The organism is Candidatus Koribacter versatilis Ellin345, from assembly GCF_000014005.1.
Taxonomy (GTDB): Bacteria; Acidobacteriota; Terriglobia; order Terriglobales; family Acidobacteriaceae; genus Korobacter; species Korobacter versatilis_A.
In genome coordinates this window covers 3,181,317-3,199,516 of sequence record NC_008009.1, presented here as the reverse complement: position 1 = coordinate 3,199,516, position 18,200 = coordinate 3,181,317, and the positions used below count along the sequence as shown (strand labels likewise).

Annotated in this window: 16 protein-coding genes; 5 read left to right on the top strand and 11 right to left on the bottom strand. The window is 57.5% G+C overall.

Translation table 11 applies throughout. The annotated features are described in order from the left end of the window. Positions 1–24: 24 nt before the first annotated feature. From ACID345_RS13955 to ACID345_RS13935, 5 genes are all read right to left on the bottom strand, one after another. Complete coding sequence (locus tag ACID345_RS13955; protein ID WP_011523509.1) at positions 25–1,389, bottom strand: hypothetical protein; 1,365 nt, start codon at positions 1,387–1,389, stop codon at positions 25–27. A gap of 11 nt (positions 1,390–1,400) precedes the next feature. Continuing rightward, on the bottom strand, positions 1,401–2,147 hold the full coding sequence (locus ACID345_RS13950) for a hypothetical protein (protein ID WP_011523508.1): 747 nt from the start codon (positions 2,145–2,147) through the stop codon (positions 1,401–1,403). Positions 2,148–2,260: 113 nt separating this feature from the next. Continuing rightward, a complete protein-coding gene (locus ACID345_RS13945) occupies positions 2,261–2,602 on the bottom strand; it encodes a hypothetical protein (RefSeq protein ID WP_011523507.1) in 342 nt (113 codons plus the stop codon). A gap of 202 nt (positions 2,603–2,804) precedes the next feature. Next, positions 2,805–3,188, bottom strand: coding sequence for a hypothetical protein (locus tag ACID345_RS13940; protein WP_041855715.1), 384 nt, complete (start codon positions 3,186–3,188; stop codon positions 2,805–2,807). Positions 3,189–3,431: 243 nt separating this feature from the next. Continuing rightward, entirely contained in the window at positions 3,432–4,172 is a 741-nt protein-coding gene (locus ACID345_RS13935; protein ID WP_011523505.1) for a Crp/Fnr family transcriptional regulator, read from the bottom strand. A gap of 414 nt (positions 4,173–4,586) precedes the next feature. Between ACID345_RS13935 and ACID345_RS13930 the strand changes: the two genes are divergently transcribed. From ACID345_RS13930 to ACID345_RS13920, 3 genes are all read left to right on the top strand, one after another. Further along, the gene (locus tag ACID345_RS13930) at positions 4,587–5,114 is read left to right on the top strand and encodes a Crp/Fnr family transcriptional regulator (protein ID WP_148210118.1); all 528 of its coding nucleotides are present in this window, start codon (positions 4,587–4,589) and stop codon (positions 5,112–5,114) included. A 138-nt stretch (positions 5,115–5,252) separates the two neighbouring features. Beyond that, positions 5,253–6,689, top strand: coding sequence for an APC family permease (locus ACID345_RS13925; RefSeq protein WP_049761905.1), 1,437 nt, complete (start codon positions 5,253–5,255; stop codon positions 6,687–6,689). A 191-nt stretch (positions 6,690–6,880) separates the two neighbouring features. Then, positions 6,881–8,380, top strand: a complete 1,500-nt coding sequence (locus ACID345_RS13920) for a hypothetical protein (RefSeq protein ID WP_011523502.1) — start codon at positions 6,881–6,883, stop codon at positions 8,378–8,380. 68 nt (positions 8,381–8,448) lie between these two features. On the opposite strand, the gene ACID345_RS13915 is transcribed toward ACID345_RS13920, so the two are convergent. From ACID345_RS13915 to mutS, 3 genes are all read right to left on the bottom strand, one after another. Continuing rightward, a complete protein-coding gene (locus ACID345_RS13915; RefSeq protein WP_011523501.1) occupies positions 8,449–8,835 on the bottom strand; it encodes a DUF2911 domain-containing protein in 387 nt (128 codons plus the stop codon). Positions 8,836–9,015: 180 nt separating this feature from the next. Beyond that, positions 9,016–9,453 carry a hypothetical protein gene (locus ACID345_RS13910; protein ID WP_011523500.1) on the bottom strand — a complete coding sequence of 146 codons (438 nt, stop codon included), beginning with the start codon at positions 9,451–9,453 and terminating at the stop codon, positions 9,016–9,018. Between the two features lie 4 nt (positions 9,454–9,457). Then, the gene (gene mutS, locus ACID345_RS13905) at positions 9,458–12,106 is read right to left on the bottom strand and encodes a DNA mismatch repair protein MutS (RefSeq protein ID WP_011523499.1); all 2,649 of its coding nucleotides are present in this window, start codon (positions 12,104–12,106) and stop codon (positions 9,458–9,460) included. A 248-nt stretch (positions 12,107–12,354) separates the two neighbouring features. Here mutS and ACID345_RS13900 point away from each other — a divergent pair, with 248 nt between their 5' ends. After that, positions 12,355–13,347, top strand: a complete 993-nt coding sequence (locus ACID345_RS13900) for a galactose-1-phosphate uridylyltransferase (protein WP_011523498.1) — start codon at positions 12,355–12,357, stop codon at positions 13,345–13,347. Between the two features lie 59 nt (positions 13,348–13,406). On the opposite strand, the gene ACID345_RS13895 is transcribed toward ACID345_RS13900, so the two are convergent. From ACID345_RS13895 to ACID345_RS13885, 3 genes are all read right to left on the bottom strand, one after another. Then, positions 13,407–13,637: a hypothetical protein gene (locus tag ACID345_RS13895; RefSeq protein ID WP_011523497.1), complete on the bottom strand. Its 231-nt coding sequence runs from the start codon at positions 13,635–13,637 to the stop codon at positions 13,407–13,409. Positions 13,638–13,784: 147 nt separating this feature from the next. Next, entirely contained in the window at positions 13,785–14,069 is a 285-nt protein-coding gene (locus ACID345_RS13890) for an anti-sigma factor family protein (RefSeq protein ID WP_011523496.1), read from the bottom strand. Then, positions 14,066–14,695, bottom strand: coding sequence for a sigma-70 family RNA polymerase sigma factor (locus ACID345_RS13885; RefSeq protein WP_011523495.1), 630 nt, complete (start codon positions 14,693–14,695; stop codon positions 14,066–14,068). Before ACID345_RS13885 ends, ACID345_RS13890 begins: the two co-directional genes overlap by 4 nt. Before the next feature lie 453 nt (positions 14,696–15,148). On the opposite strand from ACID345_RS13885, the gene ACID345_RS13875 reads away from it, so the two are divergent. Further along, the gene (locus ACID345_RS13875; protein WP_041855713.1) at positions 15,149–18,112 is read left to right on the top strand and encodes a hypothetical protein; all 2,964 of its coding nucleotides are present in this window, start codon (positions 15,149–15,151) and stop codon (positions 18,110–18,112) included. The last annotated feature ends 88 nt before the right edge of the window (positions 18,113–18,200 follow it).

Sequence of the window (18,200 nt, the reverse complement as noted above, 5' to 3'; positions counted from 1 at the left end):
TTTTGCTCTTTTCTGGGTGAGCAGTTACTTCTTGATACTGTTCATCACCTCGTCGCTCTGCTTCGTCTTCATGGTGTTCGTCGCATCCGGGTTGCTCACCGGCGGATGAAACCAACTCACAAAGTCCGCGTCGATCTGATCGAGATTCATGCCAAGCTTGGCCTGAAGAATCTCGTTGTCGGATATAGCATCCTTGCCGTTCACGAGGTTGTCCCGCATTGCGTTGTAAACCGGAAGGAGCTGGCCTTTCGCATCAAGATACCGGATGAATGTCGCCGACATCGCGTGCAATGCCGCAACCCGGTAAACGTCATCGCGGTTCATCGCCGCGTAATTAGACCACGTCATCTTCAGGAGCGCGGACACCGTAGGACGCAGCGTCCAGTGCTCCTTCAACATCTCATCTCGCCAGCTTGGGCCAAACTGAAAGCCTGAAAGTTGCGGACGTGCTACTGCTATCTCGCTGGCCAGTCCTTCTTCCATCCATGCTGGGCTGTCGCCGAAGTTCTGCCGGATGCCGAGATGCACCAGTTCATGGGCCAGCGATCCGCACGCATCCAGCGCGGCGCCCCCGACGATACTGAGGTCCTCGAACACGGAATACGCAACCGTTCCCAGCGGGAGGTCTACGCCATGCAGTTTCTGCGCGAGATCGATGACCTGCTTCGTGTCCTGCGCGATATACACGGTGATCAAGGGCTTCGGAAATTCCAGTTTGAACTGAGTTGCGAGCGCATCGCGATACCGCACCAGGCAACGAATCGTTTCTTCCGGCGGCATCTCGTAGGAGGTCGCAACGAAACCATCGCGCGCGGTGCCGTGCGCGGTTGGATAACCTCTCTCGAGCGCGGCAGCCACCGCCTTCTGGCTTTGCGTTGGCAGGTACAGCCGCTTGCGTAGTTCTTCGACGGACACTGGGCTTGCCTGCACGTGGTTCGTCGTGATCTTCGCCTTCGGATCGATGTCGTAGCCGCCCTTTCCGTGCACGATCGCGCCGCTCTGCCCGGAGACAGCCACGATTGAAACGGAGAGATCGTCGCTTGGCGCCACATCTCCGCCACAGTTCTCCAGTACCGACTCCGCCGCTTGTTTTGCGACATCGGGCAATCCATAGCTCGAGAGCACGCGGCTCAGCGCCACCCTGCCACTCTTCTCTTGTCCCGAGATGCGGCAATAGCTGCTTCCCAGCAGATAGTTGAGCTGCCAACTCTTACCGCCCTCTTGTTCACGATAAGTGAGCAGTTTTGGAATCAGCGGACGGAAATCCCGCGGAGGCGGTGTGGTATTGATCGTGCGCCACTGATCACGAAGATCGTCGATCGTCTGCGCATGCGCTGCACCCACTGCACAGACCAAAAGAGCGATTGCGAATCGGGGGAGAATTCTCATCGCGTGCACCTCTACTTTTTCTTATCAGTCTTCTTCGGCTTAGCGTCAGGCTCGTCGCGGCTCGATCCCGTCACAACCGCAGTCATATCGCCGAACGGGTCAGGCAGTGGCGACTCCTTGGTTGTTGCCTGGGTCTGCGTTGCGGACGCCTGCTTCACCACGCCCACGGACATGAAATAAACCGGCCGGTCCTGTACCTCAATGCCCGGCTGCACAATCAACGCGATGCCCATCAGCAGGCTTCCGAAGAACGCCAGGATCAATCCCGGCGAGGCGCTCGTGATCCCGGCCTTCCACTCTCCGCCAGACACGTTCACGTCCGTCGCGCTCTCGCTTAGCTTGCCAATAATGAATACCGCCCCGATGAACGACAGCACCATGCCCGTCATGAAAGCCAATTGCCGCGTCCAGATCCGCGACATCAGCAGCGTTGAAGCCTGCCGGTAGCGCTTATCCAGCGCATCGGCTTCGAGAACCAGCAGCGCGCTTTGGGCAGTGTCGGCGGCGTTCTGGGTCTGGGCGGTCTGCATCATCTGCTCGATTTTCAGACGCACGGGTTGGGTGGCTTCGTTCTTCACGAAATTGCGCATCTCGTACATCTCGAGCAGGCTGATCGCGAAGAATCCAATCGCGATGACGATGAGAAATCGCGTCATGTAAGGCAGCAATTTGCGCTGCCAACGGGCAGTTTCACGGTGATCTACCATCGCCAGGTGAGAGGTATCCGGGCGAACAGGACCTGGGGCGGGGGAACTCATAGGGGGCCCTCCTTGGAAATGCGGCTACGGCGGAAATGGCCACGCAGCTTATCACACCAAGGACGCCGCTCTGCCTACGTCAATTGGCCACTGTCCTTCAGACCGCGAAGCACCTATTCTCGTCCGCCAAGCAGGGCGGCGATGGTGCGTAATAGCGCCTCGGGATCATCCAATGACGCATGGTTCGGGGCTGCCAAGCGGTCTTCCGGCGCAATCGCATCTGCCTGGTCGTGCATCACGAGAAGCGGAACGTCGCGGATCTTCTGCAATTCCTGGCGTACGGTTGGCCGAAGCTGCCCATGGGCGAGGATCAAGTCGATTTTGTACATTGCCAAGCTGCGTTCCGCATGTTCCATCCCATAGCTCACGATGCAAATATAGCCGGCCGCCTTAAGGACATTGGAAATCTTGAGCAGCCGGGCTTGCTGCTCGTCGATACACAATACGGTCCGCACGCGCGCACCTGCTGGGCTGGGAAAATAGATTCCTGCCAGAAGAGGTTCTATTTACCGAGGAGTGCGGCGGACGCCACCCTCTCGGTGAGGGCAGGGTAGGTGTCACACAGGGTGACCACTTCCCAGTATAGGGCGATTTGTTCGCTAGCGAACATAAGATCGCGAGCACACTGGATTAAATCTTTGGGATGTAGGGAATTTTCTACGACTGCGGCGTCCGGTAGGACCTTAGGGGCGAACCGGGCGCGGCCGAAACTGGCTGCGGAACCATGGCTTTAGCGCCAATCTCTTCAAGTTGCGCGCAACGCTTGCTCAGGCGGGCAATTTCTATCGTGAGTTGCTGGTTGGCAAGGCGTAGGCGCGCGATTTCAGCGTCCTTGTCACCGGCGTCGGTGAAGCTTGCAGTTCCAGCCGGCTTTTTCAGCCAATCATCGATTTCCTCGACGTAAGCCAGAACGATGGTCGAGTCTCCTCCATTGGGGCGCCGGACGGGCAGCCCGACACTGTGCTCCCACCGTTGCGCGGTGCGCACGCCTTTTCCTAGATAGGTGGCGATTTCTTTCCAACTGGTGAGGATGTGAGACATCCAACCCCTCCTTTCTCGTGACTCAGCGAGCTCCTGAGCGTTCGGGCGGTGAGTGCGTTTGGAAGCATTCACCATCATCCAGCGCCGCAAGAACGGAGCTGGATGAGCTGCGCGATTGTTCTGTCATTCACGAGCAGAGACAACTACCCAGCGATCCCGGTACGAGATCCTATAAAAATATTTTATGCACGTGCAATGGAGAGGGTCTGTTCGCTCGCGAACAGAATTCGGCGGTTTCGCGTCCTAGTTCCGGTTGGGTGAGGTGAGCGGTACGCGGATGATTCCGCGTTTGAGATCAATTTCGCGCAACCCGACGTAACACTCGCACGCAGAGAGTTCTAACTGGGCGCGGTTGATGATGAGAATACGGTTACGAGATAACGCAATCGTTTTTTTCTCTTGCAACACGTTGGCTGCGTAGTTGACCGTCGAGCGCCGAGTTCCCAGCATAAAGCCGAGAAACTCCTGCGTCATCTCCATCGCGCCCGTCATGCGGTCATCCATCATCAGCAGCCAGCGCGCCAGGCGCCGATCGGCAGCATGGAGGCGGTTGCACGCTGCGGTCTGTGCAATCTGCAGAGGATAGAGGTACGAGAAGTCCACCATCGCCGGACTGCCCATTCCGGCCCCTTCGGCGTGCCCGTTGAAGAGGCTCGTCTTGATTCTGTAGCCCTGCACTGCGGCTTGCACCACAACCTGGTGGTGCGATTGGGTCGGGTCAAACCAGGGTCTTGCGCCCACCAATCCATAGCGGTCGATCATGCCAACTTCCACGCTTCCGCCGTTGGCCAGCACGATCAGCACGGAGGCCACTCCCTGATTGGGGAAGTAAACAAACGGGATAGCGGCGCCAGCCTCGATCAGTACCTCTCCCAGGGGCAAATCAACATGTTCCAACTCAGCCCGGAACTCACCGGCTTGAAACGCTGGCAGCGAATGCAGAATGGCGTTTTCGGGACCTATGTGCGCGATGTGATGTGACATGGCTGTCCTTGAGCGACGGAAGTTCCGTGAGCGCATAGGCAGCAATTGCACTGGGAATGCGGGCGTCGGCAGAATTCAATTCTGCCGCCTGCTCACAGGATACGCCCTCTTGCTCCAAAGTGCGCTAGCGAACAGACGAACCGCACATACCCTTTTACTCTGAATGGCATAACAACTCTCATCGGCGATTCTTTAGTTGCGCTTCGGACGTGTGTTCAGACCGACGACTGTTTTTAAGAAAGCGACCTAGTGCAATCTGAGAACCGCTTCCTGCAGGCGCTGGACAGCGAGACTTTTCGCCGATTACAACCACACCTCAAACCAACCAACTTGGAAAATGGCGAGCGCCTTTACGGTCCGGACGAACCCAATACTTCAGTCTACTTTCCACTACATCCAACGCTGGTGTCCCTCGTGGCCACCACTGCCCAGGGCGATTCCGTAGAAGTCGCTCTCACGGGACGCGAAGGCGTTGTCGGATTGTGGGCAATATTCGACGCTCCCGGTCCAAATCACGAAGCGATAGTGCAAAATCCGGGCGCCGCTCTTCGTGTGTCAGTGAAAGCCCTGCGAGAAGTCGCGGAAGAGGATCCCGCGCTGCGCACCTTCTCAATGCGCTTCACCCATCTTGTATTTACCCAGGTCATCCAGACGGCGCTCTGCAATCGCCTCCACTCCGCCGAACAACGAATGGCACGCTGGCTGCTCATTTCGCAGGATCGCGTAGAAGACGACGAGATCCACATGACCCACGAACTCTTGGGGAAGATGCTTGGCACGCGTCGCGCTACTGTCAGCCTTACCGCCTCCATGTTCCAGCGCGCCGGAACCATCAGCTACAAGCGTGGACGCATGAAGATTGTCGATCGCAAGGCGCTCCTCGAAGTCAGTTGCGACTGCTACCAGGTGGTCAAAAAGGCGACTGACAAACTCTTCCGATAACCTCAGAGTCACAACCGCTTGTGGGTACAGGCGATGGAACTGATGCACACTTGTGTTTGCCGGTTCCAGCTGGGAGGTTAGCCGTTCTGGAATTCTGTTGACGGTATGTGCCACGGCTCTTTACCTTGCAACGAACGCATGGATTACACCCAAGCATCAGCCTCGCAGACCCTCACTGCCGCGAACCCTGCGAGCAACAAGCCTGAAAAACCGACACTCGTGCGCGGGATGTCGTTCCTGGATGCGGTGCTTTTGCTGGTCGGCGGTATCATCGGCTCCGGTCTTTTCCTCACATCCAGTGACGTTGCCAAGACCACTTACACGCCTCTGATTTTCATGTCGGCATGGATCGTCGGTGGCATCGTTTCTCTGCTGGCGTGTCTTTCGGTTGCGGAACTCGGCAGCATGTTTCCGGAAGCCGGCGGGCAGTACGTCTATCTCCGTGAAGCGTACGGTGATTTCCCCGCATTCCTCTACGGCTGGATGATCTTCTCCGTTAACGTGACGGGCAGCAACGCCACTATCGCCGCGGGTTTTGCCGCTTACGCCGGTGCGATCATCGCTCCGTTAAACGCGACGCGTCCAATATTCTCGATCGGTGCGTGGACTTTCAACATGGGCCATGCCACCGCTATCAGCGCCATCGTCTTCCTTACGTGGATCAACGTCGTCGGTCTTCGTCCCGCGGTGATTCTGCAAAATATAGCGACTTGGGCGAAGTTCATCGCGATTGCCGGGTTTCTTGTCCTTGGCTTCCTCATCGGCCACGGCAGCTGGCACAACGCGACGCAACCGATTCCCGGCCACGTCGGCTTCCTCTCGCTAGCGAGCGGCTTTGGCGTCGCGCTAATTGCCGTGTTCTGGGTTTACGACGGATGGGTGTATGCGACCTGGGTCGCCGGCGAAATCAAAGACCCGCAGCGCAACGTACCGCGTTCGCTCATTTATGGCATAGCCATCGTCGCGGCCGTCATCCTCGCGGTGAATGTCCTCTATTTGTACGCAATGCCGATGCAGCAGATGGCCATGCAAGACACGGTTGGGCAGGCAGCTGCGCAAATTCTGTTTTTCCCCGCCATCGGTCGATGGTTCAGCGCTCTCGTCGCCATCGCCTGCTTTGGCGCGGCTGCGTGTTCCATCCTTAGCGGCGCGCGCGTGTATTACGCAATGGCCGCCGATGGACTGTTTTTCCAAAAGCTCGCGGAAGTCCACCCCCGATGGCGCACTCCTGCATTCAGCCTAATCGTGCAATGCATCTGGTCCTGTGCCCTCGTGCTCACCGGACGCTACGACCAACTCTTCACCTTCGTAATGTTCATCAGCGTAATTGCCTACGCCGCGGCGGCATCGAGCATCTTCGTATTGCGAAGGAAGCGCCCCGATATGCCACGGCCTTACAAGTGTCCCGGCTATCCCTGGGTGCCACTTGCGTATTGCGTCATCTGCGGCGCGTGGGCATTGAACGCGTTGTGGTCGAAGCCCTTCGAATCCCTCGCAGGTGTCGGCATCATGTTGATCGGCGCACCCGCGTATATTTATTGGCATCGCGCCAAGCGCAAACCGGCGGTCCTTTAGCAGCTCTGCCACCATCGTGCTGTTCACATTCTCGATGTCCCTACCCAACAATTTACGGCTTAACCCACAACTTTTCTTGGATAGTGGGTTGTAAGTTCGTGAACCGGTGTTCCTGCTCGCGTCCCCGGCTCGATGACTCAGACATTGAGCCAATGCTTGTTTTCTCCGACCCGTTGAGGAGTCTTGAAGTTATGAAGAAGTGCATCCTGTTTCTGGCAGTTCTCTCCCTCTTGTTTCTCGTTGCATGTGGTGGCAGTACCTCCTTCAATCCAGGCACCGGCTCATCCGGATTTAGCAACGCGAGTTTCAGCGGTACCTATGTCTTCACCATGAGCGGGCAGTGCTTCTCGGCTTGCTCCACCACCGGCATCGTCCAATCCGCCGGAACGCTCGTTGCCGATGGCAAGGGGAACATCAGCAGTGGGTTTTGGGACCTTAACATCGGTGGCCAATATCACGGCAGCCCTTTGTCTCTCACCGGTACCTATACTGTGAACGCGGATGGAACCGCAAGCGTCATGCTCAATAACACGCTCGCGACCAACGCCTTCGTGATCATGCTCTCAGGTCCCGAGGGTGGTTCCATCGTCAGCAACGACGGAGCGTGGGCACTGGCCGGCAAGGTGGCGATTCAGTCGTCGGCGGCGATTGCAGCGCAGCCGAACGCAGCATATGTCTATCGCGTTGGCGGGCTCGACGCCTCCTTCAGTTCCTGGGCTTTTGTTGGCGTCATGGATTTCAATAGCCGCGCCGTCACCGCTGACTCCAATCAGAATGGCTCCATCAATCTCCTGCAAACCGGCACGCTGATCCCAGTCACCTACGACGCTACTTCCGGTCGTGGAACCGTTACGCTCGCGCCCTCCGGCACCAATTCCATCCCCACCCAGAATTACGTCTACTACGTCGTGGACGCCAACACCCTTGAACTCGTCTCCACCGATGCCTCGCTCGGCTTCCAGGGCCGCGCCGAGTTGAGTAGCGGAGCCGTCGGCGCGCCACTCACAGGCTCGTTCGCGTTCCTCGCTGCTGGATTTCCGGTCACCGGGACGATTCAGGTCACGGAAGGCGGCATTTTCACCGGTGACGGCGCGGGCGGAATTACCTCCGGCGTGATCGACACAGTCTTCGACAACAGCGGCAATACCGGCGCCTCTCTTACCGCCACCGGGTCGGTGACCGCGGCACAGGGCGTCACCCGCGACGTACTGACCCTTACGCCAGGGTCTACCCTCTCGATGACCAGCGCCGTGCTCTGGATGACAAGTGCCAATCGCGGCTTCTTCCTCACGCTTAACACCGACCGCGCCGAAACCGGCACGATCAACGTGCAATCCGGAGCGCCGTTCACCGATAGCGCTACCTTCTCTTCGTACCAGTCGGGATTCGCAATCACAACCGGCGGAGCGCAAGGCTTGGCTTACGCAACGCTCTTCAAGAATTCCAGTGGCACGATTTCCGGATACACCCAGACCATCAATCTCTTCGGTACGGCTGGATCCAACACCGGCAATGGCTCTCTCTCCTTCGACAGCACCGGGACGATCGGATCATTGACGCTCAACAACACGCTGCAAAACGGAACCGAAGACATTCGCTTTTATCAGTACTCCTCGAGCGATGCCTTCATGATGCAAGCTGACCAGGGCATCATCAGCTCGGGCCAAATGCGCATCCAGACCGCCCAATAGGCGTTCTCGCAGGCAAAAAGAAAAGGCGGAGAGCAATCTCCGCCTTTTAAATTCCAGCAACTCAAAAGTTACAGGGCCGAGCCTTCGAACACATGCTTTGCTTCATCGCCCTGGAAGGTGATTTCGCTGAGCACATTCTGGTTCTTGGCGTTCTGGACGTAACGGGTCTCGGTGCGCTTCGCCTTTTCGGTCAGCGGCACGAGATTGCACTTCACCTTCACTTGGATGGCCTTGTTCTTGTTCACGTCGGCCTGATTGAAGATCATGATGTGCTCGTCGCCGTTCATTTCGTGCTTTACGGTATAAGTGCCGGCGGGCAATTCGGTCCCACCCAACAGCATCGGCTGATGGAAAGTGATCGTCTGCTTCTCGGCGATCTTGGGCATCGCACCTGCAAAGCTCATCACCGTCGCAACCAACAAAAGCGATACCAGGATCAATACTGATTTCTTCATGATAAATATCTCCGAGTTTGGGCCAATCGATTGCACTGAACGTCACTTAGCTAAGAACCCAAACAACCCAGAGTAGGGCGAGCACAAAAGTTTTACGGTGAGGTACGTCACGTAGAGGGGTGACGGGCGAACATTATCTGCCGGGAAAGCCTTGCGGGAAACGAACTTACGGGAGCAACGTCAGTAATTCGCGTCGTAGCTCAAGGGATGCCATTCACCATCCTGCAGCGTTACGGAGATCCAAACATTTCCCCATGAAGCAGAAGAAGATCCGCGCCGCAAAACCTTGTAATGCAACGACAGTGAGCCGTCGTGTTCTTCCTTTCGATCCACCAAAGTCCATCGCGTCGGCGGAAATTGCGCCTCTTTTTCGCAAAAGCGTTTCTCGATAAACGCGTCGCATTCGCCAAACTGCAATCGCTTGAAAACGCCATTTCCAATCCGCTCGGGAGCACGATCGCGCACTGGACTGAACACCACGTACAGACCGCCGACGGGATCAACTGCGCTCGGATCCGTAAATCGGAAAATGATCGGGCTGGTGAAGGCCCGGATCACGAGTGCGAGAAACAGAACCGCAATGCCCCAACCAATGACCGATTTCAATAATTTCGGCATCGCGTTAGTCCAACTGCTTCTTTAACTCATGCAGTAGGTTCAGCGCTTCGATCGGCGTCAGGCGGTTCAAGTCCGTCTCCTTCAGTTGGTCCACAATCTTTTGCGACAGAGGAGTGAAGATCGTCAATTGCATAGAGTCGGATCCACGTTCGTCTTTCGACAGATGCGAGGTCGCCTGCCGCTCGACCGATTCATGCTCCTTCAGCACCGCCCGCGCACGCTCGATGACTTCTGCAGGTAATCCCGCAAGCTTCGCGACCTCGATGCCGTAGCTCTTGTCCGCAGCGCCCGGTTCCACCCTGCGTAGGAACACGACATTCCCGCCGCTCTCTTTCACCGACACGTGATAGTTCTTCACACCGCTCAACTCATCGGCGAGCACGGTCAACTCGTGGTAATGCGTAGCAAAGAGAGCCTTCGCTCGCGTTCGTGCATGCAGGAACTCGATACACGCCCACGCAATCGCCAGCCCGTCATAGGTGGAAGTGCCCCGGCCTACTTCGTCGAGCAGAATCAGCGAACGGTCCGTCGCCGTATTCAGGATCGCGGCCGTCTCGGTCATCTCGACCATGAACGTCGATCGTCCGCGCGCGAGATTGTCGGCGGCGCCGATGCGTGTGAACACCCGGTCCACCACGCTCAGACGCGCGGAGCGGGCTGGAACGAAGCTGCCCATCTGCGCCATCACGGCAACCAACGCTGCTTGGCGAAGATAGGTAGACTTGCCACCCATGTTCGGTCCGGTAAGCACAATCACCGTATGGGTTGTCGCATTCAAATACAGATCGTTCGGCACGAAGCGGTCCGCGCTACCCGTCAATTCCGGCAACTCAATCACCGGATGCCGCGCCTCTATCAACTCAAACTCACCGCTCTGATCGAACTTCGGACGACAATAATTCCTCGTTGCAGCCAGGTGTGCGAAATTCGCCAGCACATCCACTTCGGCTAGGGCCAAGCCCGTTTGTCGCACCCGCCGCGCCTCGGCCGCAATCGCTGTGCGCAGCTCGCCGAAGATCCGCCGTTCAATCTCGACGATCTTCTCCTGCGCATCCAGCACCTTCGCCTCGTATTCCTTTAATTCTGGCGTCGTGAAGCGCTCGGCGTTTACAAGCGTCTGCTTGCGCTCGTAGTCCGCCGGCGCAAGGTGCTTATTCGCATTTGAGATTTCGAGGTAGTACCCGAAGACATTGTTGAACTTGATTTTCAGCGAGCCGATCCCGGTGCGCTTGCGTTCGCGCTCTTCGATCTGCGCGATGAATTGCTTGCTGTTGTGGCTCAGGTTGCGAAGTTCATCGAGCGCAGCATCAAGTCCCTCGCGCACCACCCCGCCATCGTTCAGTGTGATAGGCGGCTCATCTACCAGCGTGGTGAAGATGCGATCGCGAAGGTCAGCAAGGTCATCAAGTAGTCCATGGAGCACCAGGAATCGTGCCGACGTGAACCGCTGCATGGCCGCCCGCACCTTTGGCAGTCGTCCAAAACATTGGGCCAGCGCCAGCAGATCACGTGGATTTGCGGTCTCCAGCGTCACCCGGCTGAGCAAGCGTTCGATGTCGAGAATTCCGTCCATCGCCCGGCGCAGTTCTTCGCGGCCGAGTGTATCCACTACCTGCATCTCGATCGCATCCAGCCGCGCATTGATCTCCGACGTATCAATCGAAGGCCGCAGCATCCACGCCCGCAGCAGGCGCTTGCCCATCGGCGTCATCGTCGCGTCCAGTGCGCGAAAGAGAGTTACACCCTCGCCAGTATTTGTGAACAGCGGCTCAATCAACTCCAGGTTGCGCACCGTCACCGCATCGAGCACCAGGCAGTTCTGCCGTTCGTAGAAGCCGATACGGTCCACGTGATGCAGCGAGCCGCGCTGCGTCTGGCGAACGTAGTGCAGGATCGCTCCCGCTGCGCTCGCGGCCGACGCCTTGTTCGCCAGCCCGAATCCCTCTAGCGACAACACGCCGAAATGATTCTCAACAAGCGGGATCGCGTAGTCCGGAGCAAACACCCAGTCTTCCAGCGGCGTCTCCGCCCAACTCGCACCCTCAACCGTTGCCAATTTCGGCATCGCGCCACTCACAGCGTTGGCCGGTCGTGCGGCGTCGAACAACGGCAGGGAAGAGCCGTAGAGTATTTCTCGCGGACGCAGCGTCAGTAACTCTTCCTGGATCCGCCGCCGGGCATCGCTACCCTTGAACTCGGTCGCGCGAAATTCGCCGGTTGACAAATCAAGTGCTGCAAAACCGACGAAATCTCCGTGGCTCGCGACCGCCGCAAGGAAGTTGTTTTCTTCCGAACCAAGCTGCGAATCGGCCGTTGTGCCGGGTGTCATCACCCGCGTCACTTCGCGTTTCACCAACTTCTTCGCGAGTTTCGGGTCTTCCACCTGGTCGCAGACCGCAACCTTGAAGCCGCGACGAATCAGTTTGGAAATGTAGTTCTCGGCGGCGTGATAGGGCACGCCGCACATCGGAACGCTGTTGCCCTTTTCCTTGTTGCGCGCCGTCAGCGTGATCTGCAATTCGCGCGCGGCGATCACGGCGTCGTCAAAGAACAGCTCGTAGAAATCCCCGAGTCGGAAGAAGAGCAGGGCATTGGGATGGTCGCGTTTGACCTGGGCCCACTGCTTCATCAACGGCGTTGTCGGGTCATTCATTCCGGGGTCTGGTCGCGAAAGAGAATGGTTGATTTTACGGTATGAAGCCGGTGATTGCGAAGCATCGATACAAGATGGCACGCGTCCCGTAGCGATTGACGAGCAGATCGTCGCTCGCTGCATGAATATCGTATGGTGCCGCTCCGGCTTCGGGAATCGGATTCGCGCTCCGCTCCTCGTTGGGCTCTACGTTTCTCCGACCGTGATCCCCGCTTTTCCCATCCCACCCGCGTGTTCTAGTATTGCGTATGGAACTCCGCAAGGACCCCATCACCCGCTCGTGGGTCATCACCGGCGATGAGCCTGAGCCCCTGTTCGATCACGACGCCTTCTGTCCGTTCTGCCCCGAGTCGCCCAAGCAAGCACAGCTCATTACCATGTTGTCTTCGGTGAACGCAGGCCCGTGGTCCGCGCGCGCGGTGGTCCATCCTACGCCGCTGTATCGTGTCGAAGGCGATCCCGGCCGCCGCGGCGATGGTCTCTACGACAACATGCGCACCATCGGGGCTCACGAGGTTCTTGTTGAAAATCCGCGCCACGACCGCCATCTCTGGAACGCTGACGACAGCGAAATCGAACAATTCCTTCTGCTCTGCGCCCAGCGCATGCACGATCTCAAGGGCGACCGCCGCTTCAAATATGTGAGCTTATTTAAGAACCACGGATCGAATGCCGGACAGGAATTCGATCACCCGACCTCGCAGATTGTCGCCACCACGTTCGTTCCACGCCGCGTGCTCTACGAACTTCGCGCTGGACGCGACTACTTCGCGCAGAAAGAACGCTGTGTCTTCTGTGACATCCTCCACCAGGAACTACAGACTGCAAAGCGCATCGTCGAAGTCCGTGGCGACTTCGTAGCCGGCTGCCCGTACGCGCCTCGTGCACCGTACGAAACCTGGATCACGCCGAAGACCCACGAAGCTTTCTTCGAACGCTTCGCTCTCGGTCGCAACGCCAACCTGCGCGAGCTCGCAGCCCTCATCCGCCGCACTCTCACCCGTATCCGCAACGTAGCTGATGGCTTCCACCTCATCCTGCATAGCGCACCGAATACCACGCATCGCTCGGAGGTGTTGGGCTATTGGAAAACCATCGACGACGATTACCACTGGCACATCGAGATCCTGCCGATCCTGCCCAACAAGCCGCAGTCGTATACCTTCAAAGAGGTGTACTTCTCACCGGTGAGTTCGGAATCAGCGGCAGCGCGCCTGCGCGAGATGCAGGTGTATCCGTGAGTGGAGCAGGGAAGTTGAGTTGTTTGTAACTGCTCGCGCAGGAACTCGCTCCGCGGTAATTACGCCGCCTTCGCCGCCGCCACCTTCGGCATCACCACTGCGCGCTCCCGGCGGCCGAGAATCTTCATTTCTTTCCAGTCGTACGCGAACTCACCGCCGCAATCAAGACACACAACATACGTGCCGATTGGTGCGGCGTCATTGGCCCGCTGGTTCGCTTTGATGGTGATAGGGAATGTGATTCGCTTATGCGAGCATCCGAATAGGCTATCAATCAGATTGGATATCATCCGCTTCTCCTTTAGGCAGGAACGAGGGTCCCGTGCTGCCTTCCAGCCTGCGATTGCTCAGCTACTTTGGATGCTTAAGAATCAAAAAAGTTCGACCCGTAGAGGCCTTCTACGGGTCGAAACGAAACCTATTTATGTAATTTTGAACTAGCGTTTGTCGGTGGCGGAATCCGGCGGCTGTTCGCTACTCGCGCTGTCCTTCGGGCCTTTGCACTTGGAAACAATGGCGCTTCGCAGTCGCGTTCGCAGATCGTCTGGCAATTCGTACAGATGCGAGTCGCGATAGATCTCGATGGTCATCTTCGTGGTGTTACAGACGACGTAGCAGTTGTGGCACCACTGCAGGTGCTCTTCGAGCTCCGCTTTTGTCGGAGCGTCAATGCGGTCGTCCAGGTAATCGGTAAGCTCTTTCAAGAACTCAGAGCACTTCACTGTTTTCCATCTCCACCACGCTGCTTTTTAAAGTACTTCGTCAATCTCTCGCGCAACTGCAAGCGTGCACGTAGCAGCCTCGACTTTACCGCCGGAATGCTTAAATTCAAAGCGTCCGCGGTCTCTTCCGTCGAAAGCCCTTCAACGTCACGCAGCACGAACACCGTCCGGAAGCTCGGCGGAAGTCCTTGAATCGTCTTCTGCAGAATTTCCTTCAGTTCGGCTTGGTTATACAACTGCTCCGGGTTCGGTGCCCAGTCCGCAACTTCTCGCGGAATGGTGTCCTCTCCCGTGTTGATATCTTCATCCAGCGACACCATCCGTTCCGGACGGCGACGCCTTAACCGCATCAAGGCCTCATTGACCGCGATGCGTACTAGCCACGTATAAAATTTCGACTGCCCCTGGAACTGTCCCAGGTTCTGGAACGCCTTCAGGAACGCATCCTGCACCACGTCTTCCGCGTCTTCGCGGTTTTGCGTGATGTGGTTGGCAATTCGAAAAACGTTCCGATCGTACTTCCGGACCAGTTCCTCGAATGCGCCAACGTCGCCTTCCCGGGCGGCGTTCACGAGCCTCATCTCTTCGCTGATGGGCTCATCTACTTTGGGTTGGATGGTCTCCATTCCCTCACCGATTCAATCTTTTAGGCCACAAAGTTAAATTCTTTTTTCGTTTTAAGAGCGAGCGATGTTCGTCCGTTCGGGGCGAAATTGATCTCCGAGTATGACGGTTTATGCCTCGCTTTGGCAAATGCCAGACTCGACCACTTGTTGTCCTTTGCATCAGCCTCGACTGCTGACCGATTCGCATCGTCCTCTACCACCTGCAGCTCTCCTCGGTCCTCACTCCCGGTTACTCAAGTGTTATCAACCACCCTCGCCAGAGGGGTTTCCCCTAGAAAAATCAGGGATTTCCCCTCAAAGGGGGGTGTCCGGATGGTCAATACCCTATCTTGCCCCCAAAGTTACCTCAGATAGTTTGACATGGGAGCAACTCCCCATATAATCGCGCAAAGCAGAAACCCTGCTCGTACATCTATTTGCGCCAATTTCGCCCCCGGGAAACGGATTTTTCCAGTGACTAGTCTCGACAAAATTCGCGAATCCATTGATGAAGTAGTCGCGCAGGTCATGCTCAGCCACGCTGACCAGTTGCGCAACGACGTCACCCAGCGGTTGCAGGTTTTCCTCGATGAAGACGCCAAGCATCTGGCCGGCGTTGAGAAGAAGCTCCGTGATCGTTCGGAACAGGCGAAATCTCTCGAAGAAAAGCTCGCCCAAACCCGGGGCGAAATCGCCGACAAGCAGAAACACATCGACTCTGTCGAAGGACAACTGCGCAATCTCGAGAACGAGACCGCGAAGTCCCGCGAGAATTCCCAGCGTACCGAAAACGAATTACGGGCCCGTGTCGGCGAACTGGAAAAGACCCTTCACGAGGAAACTGAACGTCTCAAGAAAGAAAGCCAGGAACTCGCCCAGCTTCTTGAACTCAGCCAGGAAGAAGTAAAGCAGCTTCAGAAGCGCGAAGAAGAGCAGAAAAACCGTCTCGTTGATCTCGACAAGCAAATTGACGATCTTCGCGGCGAGATGAAGGAAGCCCTCGAGAAGAAGGACGACGACTACAAAAAGAAGCTCAAGGCGAAGGACCGCGACCTCCAGGAAAAAGTCTCGGAATACGAGCAGCGTCTTGAGAACAGCAGCAAGACCAAGGCCGAAGCTCTCGATGCTAAGGAACGCGAGAAGAACGACGCGATCGGGCAGAAGGAGCAGGAGTTCAACTCCAAGATTCGCGATTTCGAGCAATTGCTCGAAATGAGCCAGCAGGACAAGACTTCTGCGCTCCAGGCCAAGGACGAAGAGATCGCCGCTAAGATCCGCGACTTCCAGGGCCAGATCGCCTCACTGCACAACGAGCACTCCGAGACGGTTCGCCAGAAAGAAGAGCACCTCTCGCAGAAGCTCAGTGAATTTGAGAGCCATGTTCAGTCGCTCCACAGCACCCATAGCGAAGCCCTCCAGGGCAAAGAACAGGAACTGAAGGCCCGCGTCGCTGAAGTCGAGCAACTGCTCGAGCAGGCGCAGAAGGAAGCCCACGAGAAGTTACAGGGCAAGGAACGCGAACTTCTTGATCAGGTTCAGCTGTTGGAAGAACTCCTCGTCCAGGGCCAGCACGCCCGCGAGCAGCAGCTCGAAGCCAAGGACCACGAACTTCAGGAAGCGCTCGAGGAACAAAAGAACAAGTTCGACGCCAAGCTGAAAGAACTGAAGTCCCAGCTCTCTGATCGCGATAAGACTTTCGCCGCGCAGGGCGGGGAACTTCAGGAACGCATCCAGCAATTGGAAAAGGAACTCGCGGACGGCCACAAGCAGCTTACCGACCTTCGCAACGAGCTCCAGGAATCGCAGTCCGTCTTTGAGCAGACCCAGCGCCAGCTCGACGAACTTAATGCCAAGTTCCAGCAGCGCGAAGAGGAATTCGCCGGTCAGCTCAAGAACGCGCAGCAAACCGCAGGCAGCGTTGAAAACTCTCTCCGCACTGAGCTTGACCAGGTCAAAGCGCAAGTAGAAGACGGACGCACCCGCGAGGAATCTCTCCGCCACGAGCTCGAGGAACAGCAGAAGCAGTCGAAGCTGCGTGAAGATGACCTGCTCGGCACTCACTCCGATCTGCAGAACAAGCACGGCGAGATCCTTGCCCAGAAGGCCGATCTGGAAGGCATGCAGAGCCTGTGGGAACAGCGCGAAAAAGAGCTCTCCCTCCAGCTTAACGATTTCGAAAAACGTCTCTCCGAATTTTCCTCAGCCGAACAGGCGTGGCAGAAACGCGAACAAGAGCTTCTCGGTCATCGCGAGCAAGTTCTGAGCAGTTCCGCCGAGGCCGCACAAGCCAACGATAAGGCATTGCAGAGCTCGATGGAAGACCAGGGTCGCCTCCAGACCCAGCTCGACGGGCTACTCGACGAACTGGGCCACGTTCGCGAAGAGCTCCAGCGCACGCAGGAAGCCCATTACACCCGCGAGCACCAGCTCTCCGAAGAGATTGCCAGTCTTCGCACCGAACTTGCGCAACGCGACAGCGCGGTTGCTGCCAAGGTCGTTGTTTCAGCGCCGCAAGCCGCACGGGCGGCGTCTTCGGCGCCGGTCGAAGACACGGCTGCGGTCGCCAGTTCCATCGAGCAGATCCATGCCGCTCGTACTCAGACCGACATTCTCAAAGCTCTTCTTGAAGGTGCGTCGCAGTTCTCTGGACGCTCGGGCATCTTGGTTGTCCACGGCCGCACCGCAACCGGTTGGGCCGGACGCGGTTTCGGCGCCGATGCCGACTTCCGCCGCCTCAGCGTAGATTGTGCCGGCGGCATCGCCTCCAAGGTCGTCCAGGGACGCAAGTACGTCCGTGGTCCGGCGCAGGAATTCGATGCCAAGCTGGTTGAGGCCTTTGGTGGTCCTGAGAACGGCCAAGCCTATGTGTTCCCGCTGGTGATTCGTGAGCGCGTGGCAGCTTTCTTCTACGCCGACTGCGGCAGCCACGTCACCCGCGACGTCGCCTATACCTCGATTGACCAGGTTGTGCGCTCCGCCGGTGAGTGGCTCGACGAACTTGCCAAGAACAAGAACGCCCAGCCTCAGGCTACGGCGAGCGCCGCTGCCGCTCCGGCGTCAGCTCCGCCACGCCCGGCACCGACTCCGGCCCCTGCGCCCAAAGCTGCGGCTGCAGCCGTGCAAACGCCGGTCGCCGTTGCCGCTACAGCAGTCGCACCGGAAGCTCCTGCCGACAGCGCCGATGCCACCCGCCAGCGCGCCCGCCGCTTCGCCAAGCTCCTGGTGGACGAAATCAAGCTCTACAACAAGGAGGCCGTGGACGCCGGCCGTCAGAACCACGACCTCTACGACCGCCTCCGCGAGTCCATCGATAAGTCCCGCGCCAGCTACGAAAAGCGCTGGGGCAATCAGATCACCGACGTCGATTATTTCCGGGAGGAACTAGTTCGTAACCTTGCCGAAAACAATGTCGCCGTCCTCGGCAACAACTTCCGCTAAACTTATCTTCAGGGCCTGATAACACCGCGTTTTCAGGCCCGTCCATCCCCTCAACAAGTTTCGCCGTCTGTTTAACAGCACGTTGCTA